The organism is Mesorhizobium sp. CA4 (assembly GCF_020165075.1).
Taxonomy (GTDB): Bacteria; Pseudomonadota; Alphaproteobacteria; order Rhizobiales; family Rhizobiaceae; genus Mesorhizobium.
Genome location: NZ_JAIUHK010000050.1, coordinates 1 through 20,078, shown reverse-complemented (window position 1 = coordinate 20,078; position 20,078 = coordinate 1). Strand labels below are relative to the sequence as shown.

Here is a 20,078-nt window from a genome sequence, read left to right as displayed (position 1 = left end):
GCCCCGTCGCGCGAAAACCTACGCCGCTTTGGCTGAACAAGCCGCGCGTCAGATGGCAAATCAACTGCGTGGTGGCGGATCGCAAGCTGCTAGGTCACGCAGACGACCGTGAAAGCCGCTTTCTGTTCGCCCTAATCTTCCCGCCGTAGTAACTTGCGAGCTTGTCTGCTGATGCGCCCATGGCGAGCATCACAGTTGCGCGGCCGGCAGCCTCGATTTTTTCACTGATCATCAACTTAGCTTCGCGTTCAGCCGCTTTGCCGCCGCTGGCAATTCGCATACTTCGAAGCCAGATCACTTGCTGCGCCTCCAGAATGGAAAGAGAGAGATCGACCCATGGGTTGAACATTGAGCGCTCCTGATCGGCCTGAGAGAACGGCAATTTCGCTGGTCGGTTCCGCTGAGGGCAGGTCGAAAACTTCTCTCTGGGAGCGAGTTCAAAGAAGAAGCCGAACGCGTTCTGCTGCGCACCGCTCGGGCCGACTCCTTTCTCAGTTGGACAGGTCCCGTCTTGGCTCGGATCGGCCGTTCGAAAGTCCTGCTCGGAGCAGGGATTAACCGTGCTTCTTCGCGAAAGCCCATACCATAAGCGGGTATTCCTCGTCGTTGCTCAAGTCCCGCCACACCCCATACGCCCGCACCGGGCCACCGATATGCGCCCTGGCGCAGGCCTTGTTGCCCCAGCCGAAGGCCTGCACGTCGTCCTCGGCAAAGCCGCCCTCGACCATGAGCTGCTTAAGGCCCGGGGGCGTCCAACGATTGTAGTCGTGCGGGCGAGCATGCACGCGGAACAGGAAAGGGGTGGCCACCATCGCCCAGCCGCCGGGCTTCGTCATGGCGTGGATGTTGGCGGCAGCCGCCACCGGGCGCTGCACATGCTCCAGCACCTGGTCGGCGATGACGATCGAATATTGCTCCTCGGTGCGGTCCTTGCAGATGTCGAAATCTGGGAAATCGACCGAGCGATAGTTGGGGCAGAGCGCGCGCCAATAGCGGTTCCAGCCCGGCGAGATCTCGATCACGTCGCGCGACTTGCGGTTGGCTGCTTCGAGGAACGTTGTGAAAGCTTCGATCTGGCGGATCCGCAGCCAGTTGCGGTCATCGTAGCGAAGCAGCCGCTTGATCGCATGTTTGCCGCGATTTTTCAGGGCGTCGGCAAGGCTTGTCATTCTCGACCTCCTCCTGCCCGCCCGCGAAATCTCCGTACCGTAGAAACCGTGCAAAAGAATGACAACGAGAAGGAGCCGGCGCTAAATGCGCCGGTCTCGATCGCATGTCGACCATCAACTGGCGGGGCTTGCTTAAAGGAGCGTCTGCGGCGGCCTGAGACGCTCTATACGCAACGTTGAGGTTCTGATCGGGGATGCGAGCGCCCGCTCGACCAAGTGTGCGTGCTATCGCTCCCAGCCTGCTGGCGCCCTCCCGAAATTGGTCCTGAAGGATAGTTTGCTAGAACCGCCTGCAGCCGAACTAGGCGTGCTTTCTGAGCGTTGAGTTCATAGCCACAACGCCGAGAGTTTCTGTTCGGTTTGCAGCCGGTGACTAGCTCCGCCTGCAGCCGCGAGATTGTGAGCTGAACAGCGTCGATCTGATTGACCAGCGCCGCTTTCACGGATTTTCGACTGTGCATGGATTTGGCTCCCCAACAGGGTTCGCCAAACTTCATGAATATCGAAATGTTCCTTCCTGCTGGCGTGTGGACCGCCACGAGCAAGCGCGCTTTATGCATTCCTTGTCATTGCTGTTTTAGGCAAGGAGCCGGCGCTCAAGGCGCCGGTCTCCAGCCAATCAGACTTCGATCAGTAATTGCCGTTGTAGTAGCGGTCGTCGCAGGGCGCGGTGTAGATGCGGCCGTAGCGGTCCTGATAGCGGCAGAGCTGATCGCCGCGGCGCTGAGGCGTGGTGGCCGAGCCGACCACGGCGCCGAGCAGTGCGCCGCTCGCCGCGCCGATCACCGTGCTTTTCGTGTTGCCGCCGATTGCCTGGCCAACTAGCGCGCCGCCGGCGCCTCCGAGCAATGCACCGGTGGTGGCCCGCTGCTGGCCTTCGGTTTGCGTCTCGCAGCCGGCGAGCGCCGCCGTCATCACCACCGCGAGAATGGCCTTCTTGATAAACATCTTACGAACTCCTCTGAAGCCCCTGGGGACTGACAGGATGGGGCGAACAAATTCCCGAGTGGGGCTGCATTGCGGCGGAACGGCGGCGGAGCCTGCTCACGAAATGAATCAAGGTTTCCCGGCGGTTGAGCGCCTTGGTTGCCAAAACGGGAAAGATCGTCTCCGGGGACAGTAACAGCTGCCGTGTTCAACCGAACTTCATCGGCACCATGATTGCAGCAAGTCCGCGATAATCCGGGCATGCCATGATCTGCTCGATCGGGGTGGGTTTTGGAACGGCCTCGCCGTCTTCGATCATCCCCTCGACGTGGAAGGCGAGGGCCTCCTCGGCAAGATGACGCGCTTCTTCAAACGTTGCGCCAGCCGTGACGACGCCGGGAAAGTCGGGGAAGGACACGCCGTAGTCGCTGGCGCCTTCCTTATGGGTCAGTCCGACATATTGCTGCATTTCATTCCTCTTGCCGCAAGGCAATCGACCGCTAATTTAAAGTGCCGGCACGACGGTGCAAGGCCATGGACAAGTTTGCGGCGGCAGGCGACCCCCTTCGGAGGAGGGGCGCTCGCGCCGCGCAATACCTGCGAATGTCCACCGACCAGCAGACCTACTCGCTCGATAACCAGAGGGATGCAATCCGCGGTTATGCCGAGGTCATGGGGTACGATATCGTTGCCACATACGAAGATCCCGGCCGAAGCGGATTGCATATGGAAAGCCGGCCCGGCCTCAAGAAGCTGCTGTTCGACGTTGAACACGGGCTGGCCGATTTCGAGACGGTCGTCGTCTACGACGTGAGCCGTTGGGGCCGATTCCAAAACATCGATGAAAGCGCCTCGTATGAATATCGCTGCCAGATGGCCGGCGTCCGGATCGAGTTTTGCGCCGAGCAATTCGGCAACGACGGCACCGTAGGATCGGACATACTCAAGGCCATAAAGCGCAGCATGGCGGCAGAGTATAGCCGGATGCTGTCGCAGAAGGTCTTCATGGGCCAGGTGAGGGCGGCCGGGATGGGGTTCCACGTCGGCGGCTTGCAGGGGCTCGGACTAAGGCGTCTGATGGTCGACCAGTCTGGGCGCCGGAAGCTGCTGCTCGGCCGCAACGAACACAAGAACCTTCAATCTGACCGCGTGATTATCGTCCCCGGGCCGCCGGAGGAGATAGCGACAGTGCAGCTGATCTTTCGCCTGTTTGTGGGGTCGCGGAAAAATGAAGCTGAGATCGCAAAATACCTGAATGCCCGGGGAATGGTGAATGACTTCGGCCGGCCATGGAAGCGCGAAGGGGTTCGCCGTGTCCTTACCAACGAGAAATATATCGGCAACAACGTTTGGAATCGCCGCTGCATGAAATTAAAAAGCAAGATGGTGTGGAACCCCCCGGACCAATGGGTCAGGGCCGAAAACGTTTTTGAACCGATCGTAAACCGCAAACAGTTTGAGAAGGCGCAGCGAAAAATAGAATTGCTGTACCCGCGCATGAGCGATGACGAGATGCTGGCGGCCCTGCGAAGTCTCTACGAACGCCACGGAAAGCTATCCGATGTGATCATCAACGCGGCGCCTGGATGCCCGTCCAGCTGGCGCTATAGATCGCGTTTCGGAGGCCTGCTTGCCGCATATAGACTGGTCGGCTGCCGGCCGCCCAGAAAGTGTCATTTCGTGGAAATCGGCAAGCGCCTCGAAGCTATCCGCTGTCGCGTGATAGAAGACCTGTTGGTCGCGATCAAAGAGGTAGGCGGGCAAGCCTCCTGTGACCCGGGAAGGGAGCTCATCCGGATCAATGACGAGTTCACCGTGGCGATCGCGATAGCCCGTTGTCGCGTTTCGCACGACACTTATCCTCGCTGGTCGGCAAAGGCCGCGAGAGAGGCCACGGCGGATATCTTCGTTCTGATCCGAATGCATCCGGGCGATTTGGCCATTCGTGATTACCTGATCGTCCCAACGCATGAAGTCGCCGGGATCAAGGGGAATTTCCATGTCAACAATGGCATGAAGCTCGACGCGTTTCTTTTCCCATCGTTGAACCCGCTTGTTGCACTAGCTGGCCGGACATTCGTGGGGAGCGCCTAATGACGGTACGGCGCGTCACTTTGAGCCAGCAAGCCGCCTACCGCGTTCTGCAAAACAGCCGCACCAGGCACACCGCACTGTTGGAGAAAATGCACGAGCCCGGCCGGGTGTTCACCGGTACCTGGCTGCGCAGGACCTATACGGCTGAATGCGAAAGAACGCGCAGCATGATGGTCGAGGCGAGAGTCCCTCGGCATCGGCTGGAGACAATGGCTGGAGCGTTGCGAGCTCCGTTGCAGCAGGATCCGTTCCGTCGCCTGCTATCGGCCGAAGGCCTCGCGGTCCTGCCAAAGCCGTTGGCTGAACGGGTCATTGGCCAGCAACCTGCGCCGACCCCGAGTCCACCTGTTGAAGCGAAGTCATTGATCTGCGGAATTTCTCCTGAGGTCCTCGATCTCCTGCAGGATTGGTATGTGCCGCCCCAGGTCTTTGCATCATTGCGCAAGATGGTGCCCGAAAGGCAGCTCAAGGCGGCAAAGTTGATGATCGCTCTGAAACGGGCGAACTTCCACTATGCGCAGCTTCTCAGCACACTAACGCCGGCTTCGCAGTTGGCGGATCCGTCCAGGCCAAGAAGGAAGTTTGTCGGCGTTACAGCCGAGCAGCTAGCTGCCATGGAAATCGAGTTTGATGCGCTGAATGATGAGTTCCTGTACTGCGCCAGCTTTCGCGGCATCTGGGCGCTTGAGCTAACGGCGGCAAGGTCCTATCTCGATCGGCTGATGGAGAACGCGCGGGTGGTTAGATACCTTGCGCAGAATTTTCCGGAGCAGCTCGCAAAGCTGCAAACGATCCTGGATATTCCAATGGGTCGGGGAATTCTGGCGCGCCAGCCGAAAAAGCCCGGACGAAAGCGTAAGCACCTTGTCTTTTGAGAGGTCGCATTAGAGCAAATTGCCGCCCATTGGGTGAAGCGGCGCAATTAGCCGCTGGGCCTGCGTGACGTTGCATGAGATTGCTACAGCCGGGTTACACAAAGGCCCCGTGGAGAGTTCCACGGGGCCTCATCGATTACAGCGGTGTGGTTCGGCGAACGCGATCGCGTTCCGCTTCGATGTCATCGTAGGGCTCTGCGTTGGCGTCGAACCCTGTCCAGCCGCCGGCCTCGTAAGCGCTACGCCTCTCGTCGATATTGACGGAACGCTCTCCTCGCAGGATCCGTTCAGCCTCGCCGGCAAGCCGATCATCCACTCTGGCAGTCACCAGACTGCCTCCGCGGCGCACGCCCTCGGCGTAGACATGTGCATCACGTTCCGAAACGCCGGATTCAGTTAGCGCCCCGACGATGCCGCCGGCGGCTCCGCCGACCGCAGCGCCGCCGACCGCGCCGACCGCCGTCGCAGCGAGCCAGCCTGCGGCCACAACGGGCCCGACACCGGGGATCGCCATGATCCCGAGCCCCGTGAGCAGGCCACCCGCGCCGCCGACCAGCGCTCCCAGGCCGGCACCAGCGGCGGCATCTTCGCCGGCTTCTGAAGTCTCGTCCTGTCGATACCAATTGTCGGAATTGTTGGCCACGATGCTGATGTCGTCTCGCGGCACGCCAATGGCTTCCAATTCGCTCACGGCGTCGGAGGCGTCCTGATAGTCATCGAAAAGTCCGGTGACAGTCGTCATTGTTTTCACTCCATTTCTGAGTTCGGTTATTGAGCGCCGGCAACCACGTTGCCTTGGAAATCGAGCGCTACGGTCACCTGCTTTCCGTCTTTCTGGGCTGTGCCGCGCCAAATGCCTTTGTCGTCCTTCGTCAGCGCGCTGACATTGGAGAAGCCGGCATCCTGAATCCGCGATTTCGCCTGCGCTTCGGTGAAGCTGTTGGCGCCCGGGACGGGCGCGGCCGGATTGTTGGTGTCGCTCGTGGACACCGCGGGCGTCGTAGAACTCGTCGTGGACTTGTCGCTGGTGCCGGATGCGATCTTTTCGATCATTTCCTGATGCATCTTGAGCGTCGGCAACGTCTCCTGCGCGAATGTCTTGAGCTGAGCATTGTCGCCGTACTTGGCGTAGGCTTCGAACAGCTTCACAGCGTCGGCATGTGCGTCGCGCTGCATCTGCACGTAAGACTTGTCGAAGGAGTCCTTGCCGGTGTTCAGGGCGTCGAGGTTGCTCTTGTGCGCGGCGTCCGTCTGGGCAGCCACCTTCAGCTTCTGCTCGCCGGCGATCGTCTCGAGCTTGGCGTTGGCCGAGCCATGATCGTCGATCATCTTCTGCGCGAAGTCTTTGACTGCCTGATCCTGAGCCTTGCCTTGTGCGATCTTGCTCGACTCGACCTCGAACATGCCTCCGGCGGCGGCCTTGTCGACAAAATCCTGAGCTTTATCGGCGGCGTAGGAGGGCACGGCAAATGTCAGGACCGCGCAGGTGGAGAGCGCTGTCATTAGAAGGCGGTGTTTCATCGATAGGTTCCTTGCTGAATGGGTGTCACTCAACAAGCGCCAGACCCCTTTGTTCCGGCCGCCACACGATTTCGGGTTGGTGGCGAGAGTGCCTCCTTCACCCGCGGCCACATTTGGACCGGCTGTGTGGACGGGGCAGGTTCCCCGCGGCCTGAGGAAGCTGCGCGAAATCTCAGCTCCCGCCCGCGCTTGGTCGGGTAATATCGCTTTGGAGGTGGATCAGTTACAGCTGGTTATGAAGCCCCCTCCGGCGGTCGGTATGGAGTTGCACATCCTTGGTCGGTTGGCGGTCGCGCTTTGCATCATGCTGTCGCCGGTATCCGACAGGCTCTTGCTGATCCGGTGCAACTGCTCGCGATTGCTGGCGATCCGATTGCCGGCTGCGGCTCTGGCTTCCCTGATCGCGGCCTATTGGTCCGATATCTGGCGCGTGCTGCGGGGCGGCTAAGCACGCACCGAAGCTAGGTGATCTCGTAATAGAAATCGCAAATCAAATCGGCGACTTTCGTCGGTCATGTGCGCCGCGTTCTCTACGGCGACCTGACACTCTGATGACAAGAGCAAGATTCGCGACAGCTGTATGCTTGGTTTTTACATGCCTTGCGCCCGCCTTTGGCGCGGCGGATCTGATGGAAGAATTTAGCTACGAGGCCCAAATCACGGCATGGGAAACGCGAACCGGCGAGGTGGTGGCGCCGTAAGCACGCAAGGCGGTCCTGAGGGCTACCGCGACGAACTTCAGTGCGACAGCGACCTACGCCGGCATGGATGTGAACAGCACTTCGAAGGTCGCGGAAGCAATCCAGGATGCTGGCGACTTTCCGTAAAGCCGCGGGGAGTGATAGCGAAATGGTCTGCAGGCGAAGTGCGATTTGCCCGGTACGATTCCAACCAATTCGCCACTGTCGACGGCACACTCGAACCAGAGCTCGTCTCGTTGCAGATCGAAAGGATGCCGCGCAATAACTGCGGCGCGGCAAAGGGCGTATCACCACGCCGAGAAGTCGCGCGAAGCGTAAGAGCGAGCAAGTTAGCGCGGCTTGGCGCCGTGTAACGCCGGAAGCCATTGTCTTATTGTGGACGGTTACCGGTTGCTCATATTGGGCTAGGTAGGGCATCATGCCCGACCGCGAAAATGGCAGCTTTGCGTCGCATGTCAGTCATTCTGATAGGCCATCCGTCTTCCACAAGCGGACAAGCTAGCATCAACCTTGTACGCACAGGCACCAGTGCGAAAGATTCGTTTGAAGAGACCTGTCGGCGGAGTGACAGTCACGGCACAGCGCCTTGAGATCGGCGGTCGTCGATCGCTCGTCAGTCCACCTCACGCAGCCGATAACCAACGCCCGTCTCGGTGATGATATAGCGCGGCTGCTCCGGCGTCTTCTCGATCTTCTGCCTGAGCTGACGGACATAGACCCTGAGATATTGGACGTCGGTGGAATCGTTCCAGATCTGCTTCATCAGGAACTGATGGGTGAGCACCTTGCCGGCGTACTGCACCAGGATACGCAGGATCTCGTATTCCTTGGGCGACAGTTTTACTTCGTTGCGCTCGACCTTGACGATGCGTTTGACCAGGTCGACGGAAAGGTCGCCGGTATGGAACACCGGCTTCTCGCCTTGTTGCTGGAATTTGTGGCGCAGCGCCACGCGGATGCGCGCGACCAGCTCGTTCATGCCGAACGGTTTGGTCACATAGTCGTCGGCGCCGAGCTCGAGTGCTGCGACGATACCGGCCTCGTCGGTGCGGCTGGAGAGGATCACGACCGGAACATCGAGCCCGTCGGCCCGCCATTTGCCGAGCAATTCGGTGCCGGTCATGCCGGGCAGGCCGAGATCGAGCAGGATCAGGTCGGGCCGTTCTGCCTGGACGAGTTCGAGCGCCGCCTTGGCGTTCGGCGCTTCGGAGACCGCATAGCCCTGGCTGCCCAAGCCGACGCGCAGCAATTTGCGGATCGGCGGCTCGTCGTCGACGACCAGGATGGAGACGGTCCGATTTGTCATGCCGCATCATCCGTAACGGGTGTGCCGAGCGCCGGCAACTCAGCCGGCATCGGCATGCGGATGGTGAAGATCGCGCCCGGACGGTCGGTGCGGTTGGCCGCCGCGACCGTGCCGCCCATCGCTTCGATGAAGCCGCGGCTGATCGACAGGCCGAGGCCTGTGCCGGCGCGCACCTGGTCGCGCTTGCGCACGCGGTAGAAAGTATCGAATATCCGCTCCAGGTCGTCGGGCGGGATGCCCGGCCCCTCATCCATCACCTGCAGGATGACGGCGCCGTTGTCGACCCAGGCCTGCAGCCGGATGGCCGAGTCGGGCGAGGCATATTTGGCGGCATTGTCGAGCAGGTTGAACAATGCCTGCTCGAACAGCACCGGATCGAGCCTCAGCATCGGCAGGTCGGCCGGAATGTCAGTCTCTATTTTGTGCTCGGCGGTGATCTTCTGCGCCCGGTTCAACGCCGAGCCGACGACATCGCCGACATAGTGGAGCCCATAATTCGGTTCCATCGCGCCCGACTCGATCCTGGTCATGTCGAGCAGATTGGCGATGAAGCGGTTCAGCCGCTCGGACTCGCTAACGACCGTCGACAGAAGCTCCGCGCGATCCTTTTCCGGCAGCGCCGGCGCGAACTCCTTCAGCGTGCCGGCCGCGCCCATGATCGCTGCAAGCGGGGTCTTGAGGTCATGCGAGATCGAGGTGAGCAGCGCCGAGCGCAGCCGGTCCGCTTCCGCGGCCAGCCTGGCGCGATCGACATCGGCGACGAGCTGGACGCGTTCGATGGCGACTGCAGCCTGATCGGCCAAGGCGTCGAGCAAACGTTGCTGCTCAGGCGTCAGCAGCGGCCCTTGCTTGTCATTGTCGAGCCCGACGACGCCGATCGCTGTCCGCCCGGTTCGCAAAGGAAGATAGAGGCGTTTTGCGCCGGGCAAGGTATCGGCGCCGCGGCCGGCGGCGCGGTTATGCTCCCAGGCCCAGCGAGCGGCCGCGATATCGGCCTCGGCCAAGGTGTCGTCCGGCGGATAGCCGGCCTTGACGGTGATGGTGCCGTTTTCCGGCAAAAGCAGCACGACGCGGACCTTCAGCATCGAAGCGATCTGGAAGGCGGTGGCCCATAAGACGTCGTCCAGCGTGCCGGCGCCGGCGACCTTCCTGGAAAAGGAATAGAGGTCCGCGGTGGCGCGCGCCCGCGAGCGGGCGGCGACGGCCTGGCGCTGCACGCGCGCCGTCAGATTGCTGGCGATCACTGCAACGACGAGGAAGACCGCGAAGGCTACGATGCTCTCCGGATCCCTTATCGTCAGCGTGTAGCGCGGCTCGAGGAAGAAGAAGTTGAAGACAAGCGCGCTGAGGAAACAGGCATAGAACGCCGGCCAGAGCCCGAAGGTTACGGCCGATGTCAGCACGGCCAAAAGCAGGACACTGGCAAGATTGCGGACGTCGAGGAACCGGTCGAGGATCGAGCCGACGGCCAGCGCGCCGGCGACATAGGCCGTCGAGAACAAATAGGGCCAGACCTGGAAAGGCTTCTGCTCGGCCGCGGCCTTCACCCGCGCCGACGGCGCGTCGCCATCGCGCTCGGCGCCCGAAATGACATGGACGCTGATGTCGCCGGCGTTGCGGATCAGATCATAGGTAAGCGAGCCCTCGATCAGCTCGCGCCAGCGCGAGCGGGTCGGCCTGCCGACGACGATGTGGGTAAAGTTGTTCGCCGTCGCGTGACGCACGATGTCCTCGGCGACATTCTGGCCGGGAATGGTGGCGATCTCGGCGCCGAGCTGCTCGGCAAGACGCAGGTTCCTGGCCAGGCGGTCCTTGTCTTCCTCGGACAGGCCGGCGAGGCGTGGCGTGTCGACATGCAGCGCCGTCCAGGGCGCGCGCAGCCGGTCGGCGAGCCTGCGTGCGTAGCGGATGCGGGCCGCTCCGCCAGGCTGCGAGTCGACGCAGACGAGAACCCGCTCGCCGGCCGCCCAAGGCCCCGGAATGGCATGCGACTGCATGTGGTTGAGCAGTTGCTCGTCGACGCGCTGAGCCGTGCGGCGCAGCGCCAGCTCTCGCAGCGCCGTCAGATTGCCCGGCGAAAAATAATTCTCGAGCGCGCGCTGCGCGGTGTTGGGGACATAGACCTTGCCGTCCTGCAGCCTCTTGATCAGGTCGTCGGGGGTGAGATCGATGATCTCGATGTCGTCGGCCTCGTCGATGATGGAATCGGGAACCGTCTCGCGCACCCTGACCCGCGTGATCTGGGCGACGACGTCATTCAGGCTTTCGACATGCTGGATGTTGAGCGTGGTGTAGACGTCGATGCCTTGCGCCAGGATCTCCTCCACATCGAGATAGCGTTTGGGGTGCCGGCTGCCGGGCGCGTTGGTGTGGGCAAGCTCGTCGACCAGGACGAGGGCGGGGTGCCGCTTCAGGATGGCGTCGATGTCCATCTCGTCTAGCGTCTGGCCGCGATACTCGACCAGGCGGCGCGGGATCACCTCGTAGCCGTCCACCAGGGCCTGGGTTTCCTTGCGGCCGTGCGTCTCGACGACGCCGATCACGACGTCGACGCCGTCGGCGCGGCGGGCGCGGCCCGCCATCAGCATCTCGTAGGTCTTGCCGACGCCGGGTGCGGCGCCGAGGAAGATGCGCAGCCGGCCACGGCCCTCGCGCTCGGCGTGCTCGAGGAGCGCGCCGGGGGAGGGTCGGTTCTCGGGGTCGGTCCTGTCGTCCGGCATCAGGTCCAATCATGAATTGCGCCGGGAACGGTGTCGATCCCCGGCGCGCAGCGGATTACTTCAGCGCGTCCAGCGCCAGGTTCAGCGCAAGCACGTTGACCACCGGTTCGCCGAGGACGTCAAGTTCGCGCTCCTCGACATGGCTGTCGACGAGCGCCTTCACCTTGTCCTCGGCCACGCCGCGAGCCCTGGCGACGCGCGGCACCTGGACATAGGCGGCGTCCGGGCTGATGTCGGGATCGAGACCGCTGCCCGAGGTGGTGACGAGGTTCATCGGCACCGGCGCATTCGGGTTTTCCGCCTTCAGCTTCTCGGCGTCGCCCTTGATGCGCTCTATGAGCTTGGGATTGGTCGGGCCGAGATTCGAGCCGCCGGAGGAGGCGGCGTTGTAGCCGTCACCGGCTGCCGACGGCCGGCCGTGGAAATAGCGGTCGCTGGCGAAGGCCTGGCCGATCAGGCTGGAGCCGATGACCTCGCCATCTTTTTCGACAAGGCTGCCATTGGCCTGGTTCGGAAACAGCGCCTGGGCGATACCGGTCATGCCGATCGGATAGATGAGGCCGGTCAGCACCGTGAAGAAGACGATCATGACAAAAGCGGGTCTGAGTTGCTTGAGCATCGGGGCAAATCCTTACGCGAGGCCGAAGGCCGTGACGATCAGGTCGATCGCCTTGATGCCGACGAACGGCACGACGATACCGCCGAGGCCATAGATGAGCAGGTTACGGGTGAGCAGCGCGCCTGCGCCGATGGCACGATACTTCACGCCTTTCAGCGACAGCGGGATCAGCGCAATGATGATCAGCGCGTTGAAGATGATGGCCGACAGGATGGCGCTCTGCGGCGTCGCGAGATGCATGATGTTGAGCGCCTGCAACGGACCGGAGGACTGGCCGGGCGCGACGTAGAAGACCGCGAACATCGCCGGGATGATGGCGAAGTACTTGGCCACGTCGTTGGCGATCGAGAAGGTCGTCAGCGAACCGCGCGTCATCAACAGCGCCTTGCCGATCTCGACGATCTCGATCAGCTTGGTCGGGTCGCTGTCGAGATCGACCATGTTGCCGGCCTCGCGCGCGGCGACGGTGCCGGTGTTCATGGCGACGCCGACATCGGCCTGGGCCAGCGCCGGCGCGTCATTGGTGCCGTCGCCGCACATGGCGACCAGCTTGCCCTTGGCCTGCTCCTCGCGGATCAGCGACAGCTTGTTCTCCGGCGTGGCCTGGGCGAGGAAGTCGTCGACGCCGGCTTCGGCGGCAATTGCCGCGGCGGTGAGCGGATTGTCGCCCGTGATCATCACCGTGCGGATGCCCATCTTGCGCAGCTCCGCGAAACGCTCGCGGATTCCACCCTTGACGATGTCCTTGAGGTGGACGACGCCGAGCAGGCGTCCGTCGCGCTCGACCGCCAGCGGTGTGCCGCCGGCCTTGGCGATCTCGTCGGCGATCGCCTGCAGGTCGCGGATCGTTTCGGTCGCCGGACGCGTGCCGTGGGCGGCGACGGTCGCCTGGTTGACATGGGCCAGCACCGCGTCGACGGCGCCCTTGCGCACCGACGAGCCGTCGATGTCGACGCCGCTCATGCGGGTCTGCGCGGTGAAAGGCACGAAGGTCGCGTGCAAGGTCGCCATGTCGCGGGCTCGGATGGCGTATTTCTCCTTGGCCAGCACGACGATCGAGCGGCCCTCCGGCGTCTCGTCGGCCAGCGATGCAATTTGGGCCGCATCGGCCAGCTCCTGCTCGGTGACGCCCTTGACCGGGCGGAACTCGGTGGCCTGGCGGTTGCCGAGCGTGATGGTGCCGGTCTTGTCGAGGAGCAGCGTGTCGACGTCGCCGGCGGCCTCGACGGCGCGGCCGGACATGGCAAGAACGTTGAAGCGCACCAGGCGATCCATGCCGGCGATGCCGATGGCCGACAGCAGCGCGCCGATCGTGGTCGGGATCAGCGTCACGAACAGCGCGACGAGGATCGTCACCGGGATATAGCCGCCCGAATAGGAGGCGAAGCTCGGGATGGTCGCGGTCGCCAGCACGAAGATCAGCGTCATGCCGACAAGCAGGATGTTGAGCGCGATCTCGTTCGGCGTCTTCTGGCGCTCGGCTCCTTCGACCAGCGAGATCATGCGGTCGAGGAAGGTCTGGCCGGATGCGGCCGAGATGCGCACGCGGATCCAATCGGACAGAACCTGGGTGCCGCCGGTGACGGCCGAACGGTCGCCGCCGGATTCGCGGATGACGGGCGCGGATTCGCCGGTGATCGCCGCCTCGTTGACCGAGGCAACGCCTTCGATGACCTCACCGTCGGAAGGGATGATGTCGCCGGCTTCGACCAGCACGACATCGCCGACCTTCAGGCTGGTGCCGGGAACCAGCTTGAACTTCGAGCGGTCCTCGCCGTTGGTGAGCAACTTGGCCTGGGTCTCGGTGCGCGCCTTGCGCAGCGAGTTGGCCTGCGCCTTGCCGCGGCCTTCGGCGACGGCCTCGGCGAAATTGGCGAACAGCACGGTGAACCAGAGCCAGATGATGATCTGCAAGGTGAAGCCGAGATCGCCGCCGCCGGCGATCAGGTCGCGGATGAAGAGCACGGTGGTGAGAGCTGAGACGACCGCGACGACGAACATCACCGGGTTCTTGACCAGCGTGCGCGGATCAAGCTTGCGGAAGGCGCCGCCGAGGGCGGGCACCAGGATGCGCGCATCCATGATAACAGCGGATTTGGACTGGCTCATTTCTGGGTTCCGGTATCGGTTATGTTGGACGGCGCCGGGTGTTCGGGCTGCGCGAACAGGTGCGGAAGGCCAGTGGCCAGCAGCCACAGCGCGAACAGCACGGCCGCCATGGCGAGAAAGGTTGAAAGCGTCGGGAAAGGACGAGGCTTCTTGTCCTTTCCGTTGTCGGGCGCTCCGTCACCGGTCGGGCGACGGTCGTTGCGACCTATGTCGTTGAAGCGGGGCATGGTCGTCTCAGAAGGTCTGTCCATGAATCATCGCCAGATACTCGATGATCGGACCGACAGCGAGCGACGGGAAGAAGGTGAGGCCGCCGACGATCACGATAACGCCGACCAGGAGGCCGACGAACAGCGTGCCGTCGGTCGGGAAGGTGCCGGCGGAGGCGGCCACGGTCTTCTTGGCGGCCAGCGAGCCAGCGATGGCTAAAGCCGGGATGATGACCAGGAAGCGGCCCATCAGCATCCCGATGCCGATGGTGATGTTGTACCAGGGCGTGTTGCCGGTGAGGCCGCCGAAGGCCGAGCCATTGTTCGCTGCGGCCGAGGTATAGGCGTAGAGCACCTCGGCGAAGCCGTGCGGGCCGCCATTGGCTATCGAGGCCACGGCGGTCGGCAGGACCACGGAGATGGCCGTGAGGATCAGCATCGCCAGCGGCAGGCACAGGATAGCCAGCATGGCCATCTTGACCTCCTTGGCCTCGATCTTCTTGCCGAGATATTCGGGCGTGCGGCCGACCATCAGGCCGGCGACGAAGACGGCGACGACGACGAACATCAGGATGCCGTAGAAGCCGGCGCCGACACCGCCGACGATGACTTCGCCGAGCTGCATGTTGATCAGCGGGATCATGCCGCCGAGCGCGGTGAAGCTATCATGCATGGCGTTGACGGCGCCGCAGGAGGCGGCCGTGGTGATCACGGCGAACAGAGCCGACAAGGCGATGCCGAAGCGCGTTTCCTTACCTTCCATGTTGCCGCCGTCGATGCCGAGCGCATGGACCAACGGGTTGCCGGCGGCTTCCGCCCAGTAGCAGACGGCGACGCCGACGAGGAACAGCACGCCCATCGAGGCAAGGAGCGCCCAGCCCTGGCGCTCACTGCCGACCATGCGGCCGAAGACGTTGGTGAGACCGGCGCCGAGCGCGAAGATCGACAGCATCTGGATCAGGTTCGAGATCGCGTCCGGGTTCTCGAACGGATGCGCTGAGTTGGCATTGAAGAAGCCGCCGCCATTGGTGCCGAGCATCTTGATGGCAAGCTGCGAGGCCACCGGGCCGAGCGCGATCGTCTGCTTGGCGCCTTCCAGCGTAGTGGCGTCGACGTAAGCGCCGAGCGTCTGCGGTACGCCTAGCCAGACATAGACAAGCGTCAGCACGATACAGACCGGCACGAGCACGTAGAGCGTGCAGCGGGTGAGATCGACCCAGAAATTGCCGATCGACTTGCCGGAAGCGCGGGCAAAGCCGCGGATCAAGGCAATGGCGATGGCAATGCCGGTTGCGGCCGAGACGAAATTCTGGACGGTGAGGCCGGCCATCTGCACGAGATAGGACATCGTGCTTTCGCCGCCGTAGTTCTGCCAATTGGTATTGGTGATGAAACTGGCGGCGGTGTTGAAAGCAAGCTCAGGATCGACCGCGGTCATCCCGGCCGGATTGTAGGGCAGTATGCCCTGCAGCCGCTGCAGCGCATAAAGAACGAGGAAGCCGGCAAGGTTGAAGAGCAGCATGCCGGTCGCATAGACGGCCCAATGTTGCTCCTCCTTCTCGCTCGTTCCGGCGAGGCGATAGAGCCCGCGCTCGATCGGGACGAGCAGCGGCGATAGTAAAGTGCGGTCGCCGCTGAAGACGCGGTACATATAAAAGCCGAGCGGCTTCACGAGCAAAGCCAAGATCCCGCAATAGACGAGGATCTGTATCCAGCCATTCATGGTCATGATGGGCTCTCCGCGTACCGGTCAGAAGCGCTCAGGGCGGATGAGGGCATAAGTGAGGTAGGAAAGCAGAAACAAGGTAACCGCGCCGCCGAGGATGTAGTCGAAAAGCATGGTACGGCTCCTTGCTCAGATTCTGCCGCAGGATTTGACGTAGGCCAAGGACAGGGCGAAGAATAAAATCCCGATCCCGAGAACTATAAGGTCCATTGCAGTCGTTCCTTGTTTTCCACTTGTGGCCACGGCCCGCGCAGGTCGGCTGAAAACTGAACGCGGACGCCCATCACCTTGGCGGCGACGGCGGTTCACAGCGCTTATTCGAATAGAAATATGGACCCGATCGCCATAAAGGTTCGAGACGGAGCGGGTGGGAAAGATATAGGAATCTTATAAAGGTCTCGATCGGCCTGACCTGCCACTGAAGTTTGATGCAGTGGCGATTAGAGACTTCGGCCGTTCTGTTACGCCGTATGGCGATGGGTTGAGTAACAGCGCAGACGCGAGCCCTGCAGTGAGCGCAATGCCGTTTGAATTGCCCGAGCTCGTGGATAGCAACGATAGGAATGACCGACGGCGAATATGTCGTGGTTCACGATCCCGATCACCGGCTGCCGCACGACCAGTCGTCACGGTCCTGAGTCATCGCCATATTTCGCCGAAGCGCCTGTCGCAGGCACTAGGTGTGAAAGTGGCCGACCTGGCCCAGTTTCGCAATTTCGGTTACGAAGCCTTCGCCGAGGAAGCCAAGCTCTACCGTGGCCTCGCCCCCCCCTGGGGCAACGCAGTGTCTCTTTGCCAAGCTGCTGCGCAGGATGAGCTTCGCACCGACGAATTCATGATCGACTGCTTTCAAGTTCGTCACCGCGACACAGATAGCTATGGCTTCGTGCTCGAGACACTACCGCGCCGCCACCTTCGCGCCGAGCACCTCATGTCTCTGGGCGTGCCAGACGGTCCAATCAGGAAAAGAACTGGTAGAAGGCCGGTCTATCACCCTCGCGGATGGCCAAACAGTTGCTTCGGAAGACGTGTTGGGTCCGCCGGAAGCAGGCAAGAAGCTGGTCATCATCGGCGATACGGAGTCGACCGATGCGCTCGCGGAACATGTCCGCGGAGCCGACCTTCTGGTGATCGAGGCCACCTTCCCGGACGAGATGCGGCCATGGCGCGCGACTATGGTCATCTCACGGCTGCGCAGGCAGCATCTCTGGTAGCGACGAACAACGTGAAGCAACTCATTCTTACGCATATCTCCGGCCGCTATGCCGACGAAGAAATCCTCCCGGAAGCCGGGCGGGCATTTCCGAACAGCCGTATGCGGCTGATCTCGATGTGCTCACCCATATATGGCCGACAATGACATTCAGGATTGGCATCATCTCTGACACGCACGGCCTGCTGAGGCCTGAGGCGGAACGACGCCTGGCCGGGGTAAACCACATCATCCATGGCGGAGACATTGGCAGTCCTGACGTTATTGCCGCGCTTCAGCAGATCGCACCGGTTACCGCGATCAGAGGCAACGTGGATACGGCCGGGTGGGCTTCGACCTACGCCGATACGGCCTTGGTGCGGCTGGCAGGCCGAACATTCTACGTCCTCCATGATCTGAAAACACTGCAGGTCTCACCAGCGGCACTCGGTATCGACATGGTCGTGTCGGGCCACTCCCATGTGCCGAGACTCGAAACCGTTGACGGTGTGCTCTACCTTAATCCGGGCAGCGCCGGTCACCGTCGTTTCAAGTTGCCGATCACCTTTGCGACGGTTGATATCACGCCTGACGGTCTACAGCCGACCATTCACGATCTAAGTAGCGGCTAAGGTGCGGGGCTCAAGGCGATCGCATGCCAAGCGGGACGGCCCGCAGCGGCTGAATGAACACATCCGCGCGACCAATCACCTCAAGTTGCCTTCTCGAAATGCGCGGAATGGAGAGTTCGACAATGCCCTTTATGCGACTTTCGAAGCACAAAAGGCGAACATTGAAAGGGCGTTGTGTGTTTTTGCCTGCCCATTCCGTCAGTTCCGGTGATCAATAGCAATGGCTGGAACGGGGCCGATTGCAGTCTGGCGGGTTTCAGCCCACCGTCGCGGTAAGCTGCCAGTCAGCAACCGGCCCTAAAAGGTCACTGGACCGTTCCACAATCAGACACTGGGATTCTGGAAGTTTTTATACTTTCCGCATTGTGCCTCCGGTCGGCTGCGCCTTCAGATGTGGACGCTGGATGTTTCGATCCCTAGCGGTGCAAACTTGATCGGAGGTTCTCATTCTGGGGTTCTAGTCGGTAGAGCGCTACCGCCAATACAGCACTGCAACCGAATTCCTCTGTTGAAGCGAATTCGCAAGCGAGGTCAGCAAGTACAAATCCTGCCCCCGCAACCAACGTACTTGCAACGTCGCTTTTGCAGTGGAGGTAGGCCGAGCTCAATCTGTGTTCTTTGTGTTCGGTTCGCCAGACCATACGAGACGATACGAAGGATATGGGTTGGCTAACCATCCGCTAAGCCATTGATTTTCTTCGAAGGTCTCACACCCTCCGGGCCCACCATTGTCGTATTTATCAGTGGCTTAAGGGCAGGTTCGCCAACAGATTCGCCAAAAGGTTCGCCAAGCATGGGCTTGCGCGTCACAAGACGCACGACTCGATCCATCCCCTGGACCGCCAGCCGAACCTGCGATGCTTCGCGCGAATAGAGTTCGGCATGATCGATGTCGTCGTGACCGAGCACATCCATGAGCTGTCTGGTTGAGGCCTCTGCCTCGGCGAGATAAACGCCAAGCGACTTTCTCAGTCCGTGCAGCGTCAGCCCTTTCGGAAGCCCGGCGAGCTTGCACCAGTGAGCCATGGTGCCGGTCAGGGATTTGGCGGAGAAGGGCTGGCCATAAGCCGTGACCAAGACCGTTTCGCCGCGCTTGTCAGCGGCATTGAGGATTTCGGCAAGCATCGGTGTGATCGGCACGAAAAGCCGCTTGCCGCCGGTTCGTCCCTGTTCTTGGCTTGAACGATATCAAACCAGTCGAAGTGGCGCTCAACGCCTTCGATGAAGACACGGCGGGTGACCCTCTGGTCCCAGCGAAGGTCCGCGACGTCGCCGCGGCGATTGCCAAGCCACAGTGCCAACCCATAACAAGTGCGTGCCGCGGTGCCGAGCGGCCAATGCTTTTCGAACTGCTCCATGGCCTCGCGTGACCACGCTCTCCAGCCGGCATAGGCGGGGCGCCACTCGACCGCCGCCGTGGGATCGATTTCGATCCAGTCTTGACGTAGGGCGACATAGACCAACTTGCGTATGCCCACCAACAGATGCTTGGCCTTGTGGGGCGTGGCGATGAAGCGGCCAAGAAGCTCTTCAACATGGACACGCCGAAGATTCTTGACCGGTACGTCGCGCCAGATGAGCGGGTGATCAGGGACCACCCGCAGTTCCAGAAACTCTTCGATCAGCCGCGAGTTCTTGAGCTTGCTGGCCTCGTCAAGGGCGAGCTACTTGACCGAAATCTTCAACCGTTGAAAGGCGGCTCCAAATGTGCCGGGCAGGGCAGTTCCAGGCATTTGGACGATGGGGGCCTTGGCGACTTTCCGGCCTTCGACCGCGGCTTGGTAGGCATCCTTGAAACCGCGTTGGTTTGGAGGGGGCAGACTAACAACACGCTCCTTCGTCCGATAGCGCCAGCGAACTTTGCCGTGTCGGTCGGTGTAGGAGGAGAGGCCGGGATATTTGTCGCTCATGGCAGAATGAATCTATTCCCTGCGATGATTCCCTTGCAACAGGAAGTCGACGATATTCTCTTCATCGTCTCCAGGTAGTTCGGTAAAGGCGGTTTCGAGTTTCAAGCGATCCCAAATCACGCGGCCGTCAACCTTCTTCGGCTTTGGCATGCGGTGGTCCGCGACCATTTGTCGAATTTGGTCACGCCCACGCCGACGTACCGGGCGGCTTCTTCCCGCGAGAGACCCCGAGGAGGGTAGGGAAGTGAATCGCTTTTCATGACCTCGCCGCCGGCATATGTCCGCCTAGGTTGTTTGATCCCAGGCTTTGATGGGGCATCCTTATCCTCCGAATCAAAGGATGCGCTATGGGCCAGGTTCTTCATGGA

19 protein-coding genes and 2 pseudogenes are annotated in these 20,078 nt (G+C 61.7%); 6 read left to right on the top strand and 15 right to left on the bottom strand.

The features are described from left to right. Positions 1-94: 94 nt before the first annotated feature. From LB528_RS27650 to LB528_RS27635, 4 genes are all read right to left on the bottom strand, one after another. A complete protein-coding gene (locus tag LB528_RS27650; protein WP_224717011.1) occupies positions 95-349 on the bottom strand; it encodes a hypothetical protein in 255 nt (84 codons plus the stop codon). A gap of 205 nt (positions 350-554) precedes the next feature. Further along, the gene (locus LB528_RS27645; RefSeq protein WP_224717010.1) at positions 555-1,169 is read right to left on the bottom strand and encodes a class I SAM-dependent methyltransferase; all 615 of its coding nucleotides are present in this window, start codon (positions 1,167-1,169) and stop codon (positions 555-557) included. 630 nt (positions 1,170-1,799) lie between these two features. Then, complete coding sequence (locus LB528_RS27640; protein WP_224516903.1) at positions 1,800-2,117, bottom strand: YMGG-like glycine zipper-containing protein; 318 nt, start codon at positions 2,115-2,117, stop codon at positions 1,800-1,802. 187 nt (positions 2,118-2,304) lie between these two features. After that, on the bottom strand, positions 2,305-2,565 hold the full coding sequence (locus tag LB528_RS27635; protein WP_224717009.1) for a type II toxin-antitoxin system HicB family antitoxin: 261 nt from the start codon (positions 2,563-2,565) through the stop codon (positions 2,305-2,307). A 65-nt stretch (positions 2,566-2,630) separates the two neighbouring features. Between LB528_RS27635 and LB528_RS27630 the strand changes: the two genes are divergently transcribed. Together LB528_RS27630 and LB528_RS27625 are read left to right on the top strand one after the other, a co-directional pair. Beyond that, positions 2,631-4,190, top strand: a complete 1,560-nt coding sequence (locus LB528_RS27630) for a recombinase family protein (RefSeq protein WP_224717008.1) — start codon at positions 2,631-2,633, stop codon at positions 4,188-4,190. Continuing rightward, positions 4,190-5,065 (top strand): plasmid partitioning protein RepB C-terminal domain-containing protein, encoded by an 876-nt coding sequence (locus tag LB528_RS27625; protein WP_224717007.1) that lies wholly within the window; start codon positions 4,190-4,192, stop codon positions 5,063-5,065. Before LB528_RS27630 ends, LB528_RS27625 begins: the two co-directional genes overlap by 1 nt. 136 nt (positions 5,066-5,201) lie before the next feature. Here LB528_RS27625 and LB528_RS27620 read toward each other — a convergent pair whose 3' ends face one another. Both LB528_RS27620 and LB528_RS27615 read right to left on the bottom strand, forming a co-directional pair. Next, positions 5,202-5,807 carry a general stress protein gene (locus LB528_RS27620; protein ID WP_224717006.1) on the bottom strand — a complete coding sequence of 202 codons (606 nt, stop codon included), beginning with the start codon at positions 5,805-5,807 and terminating at the stop codon, positions 5,202-5,204. A gap of 26 nt (positions 5,808-5,833) precedes the next feature. Next, positions 5,834-6,586 carry a DUF4142 domain-containing protein gene (locus LB528_RS27615; protein ID WP_224717021.1) on the bottom strand — a complete coding sequence of 251 codons (753 nt, stop codon included), beginning with the start codon at positions 6,584-6,586 and terminating at the stop codon, positions 5,834-5,836. Positions 6,587-6,845: 259 nt separating this feature from the next. On the opposite strand from LB528_RS27615, the gene LB528_RS27610 reads away from it, so the two are divergent. Next, positions 6,846-7,034: a hypothetical protein gene (locus LB528_RS27610; protein WP_224717005.1), complete on the top strand. Its 189-nt coding sequence runs from the start codon at positions 6,846-6,848 to the stop codon at positions 7,032-7,034. 866 nt (positions 7,035-7,900) lie between these two features. Here LB528_RS27610 and LB528_RS27605 read toward each other — a convergent pair. From LB528_RS27605 to LB528_RS27575, 7 genes are read right to left on the bottom strand one after another with little or no spacing between them, the layout of a single operon-like run. Beyond that, complete coding sequence (locus LB528_RS27605; RefSeq protein ID WP_224516170.1) at positions 7,901-8,593, bottom strand: response regulator transcription factor; 693 nt, start codon at positions 8,591-8,593, stop codon at positions 7,901-7,903. Beyond that, complete coding sequence (locus LB528_RS27600; RefSeq protein WP_224717004.1) at positions 8,590-11,313, bottom strand: sensor histidine kinase; 2,724 nt, start codon at positions 11,311-11,313, stop codon at positions 8,590-8,592. Before LB528_RS27600 ends, LB528_RS27605 begins: the two co-directional genes overlap by 4 nt. A gap of 55 nt (positions 11,314-11,368) precedes the next feature. Then, positions 11,369-11,932 (bottom strand): potassium-transporting ATPase subunit KdpC, encoded by a 564-nt coding sequence (kdpC, locus tag LB528_RS27595; RefSeq protein ID WP_224717003.1) that lies wholly within the window; start codon positions 11,930-11,932, stop codon positions 11,369-11,371. A 12-nt stretch (positions 11,933-11,944) separates the two neighbouring features. Next, positions 11,945-14,041: a potassium-transporting ATPase subunit KdpB gene (gene kdpB, locus LB528_RS27590; protein ID WP_224717002.1), complete on the bottom strand. Its 2,097-nt coding sequence runs from the start codon at positions 14,039-14,041 to the stop codon at positions 11,945-11,947. Beyond that, complete coding sequence (locus LB528_RS27585) at positions 14,038-14,268, bottom strand: hypothetical protein (protein WP_224717001.1); 231 nt, start codon at positions 14,266-14,268, stop codon at positions 14,038-14,040. The genes kdpB and LB528_RS27585 overlap by 4 nt, the downstream gene beginning before the upstream one ends. A 7-nt stretch (positions 14,269-14,275) precedes the next feature. Continuing rightward, positions 14,276-15,979 carry a potassium-transporting ATPase subunit KdpA gene (kdpA, locus tag LB528_RS27580; RefSeq protein WP_224516175.1) on the bottom strand — a complete coding sequence of 568 codons (1,704 nt, stop codon included), beginning with the start codon at positions 15,977-15,979 and terminating at the stop codon, positions 14,276-14,278. A gap of 21 nt (positions 15,980-16,000) precedes the next feature. Then, positions 16,001-16,090: a K(+)-transporting ATPase subunit F gene (locus tag LB528_RS27575; RefSeq protein WP_224717000.1), complete on the bottom strand. Its 90-nt coding sequence runs from the start codon at positions 16,088-16,090 to the stop codon at positions 16,001-16,003. Positions 16,091-17,007: 917 nt separating this feature from the next. On the opposite strand from LB528_RS27575, the gene LB528_RS30630 reads away from it, so the two are divergent. Then, a complete protein-coding gene (locus LB528_RS30630) occupies positions 17,008-17,190 on the top strand; it encodes a hypothetical protein (RefSeq protein WP_411962272.1) in 183 nt (60 codons plus the stop codon). Positions 17,191-17,332: 142 nt separating this feature from the next. After that, positions 17,333-17,800, top strand: a complete 468-nt coding sequence (locus LB528_RS27565; protein ID WP_224716999.1) for a metallophosphoesterase family protein — start codon at positions 17,333-17,335, stop codon at positions 17,798-17,800. Positions 17,801-18,610: 810 nt separating this feature from the next. Here the strand turns inward: LB528_RS27565 and LB528_RS27560 are convergent. Then, positions 18,611-19,101, bottom strand: a pseudogene (locus LB528_RS27560) (tyrosine-type recombinase/integrase); the annotation flags it as partial. 183 nt (positions 19,102-19,284) lie between these two features. On the opposite strand from LB528_RS27560, the gene LB528_RS27555 reads away from it, so the two are divergent. Beyond that, a complete protein-coding gene (locus LB528_RS27555; RefSeq protein ID WP_224516269.1) occupies positions 19,285-19,788 on the top strand; it encodes a hypothetical protein in 504 nt (167 codons plus the stop codon). On the opposite strand, the pseudogene LB528_RS27550 reads toward LB528_RS27555, so the two are convergent. Then, positions 19,723-19,970: pseudogene (locus LB528_RS27550) on the bottom strand (hypothetical protein). The gene LB528_RS27555 and the pseudogene LB528_RS27550 sit on opposite strands and share 66 nt — an antisense overlap. Positions 19,971-20,078: the final 108 nt, after the last annotated feature.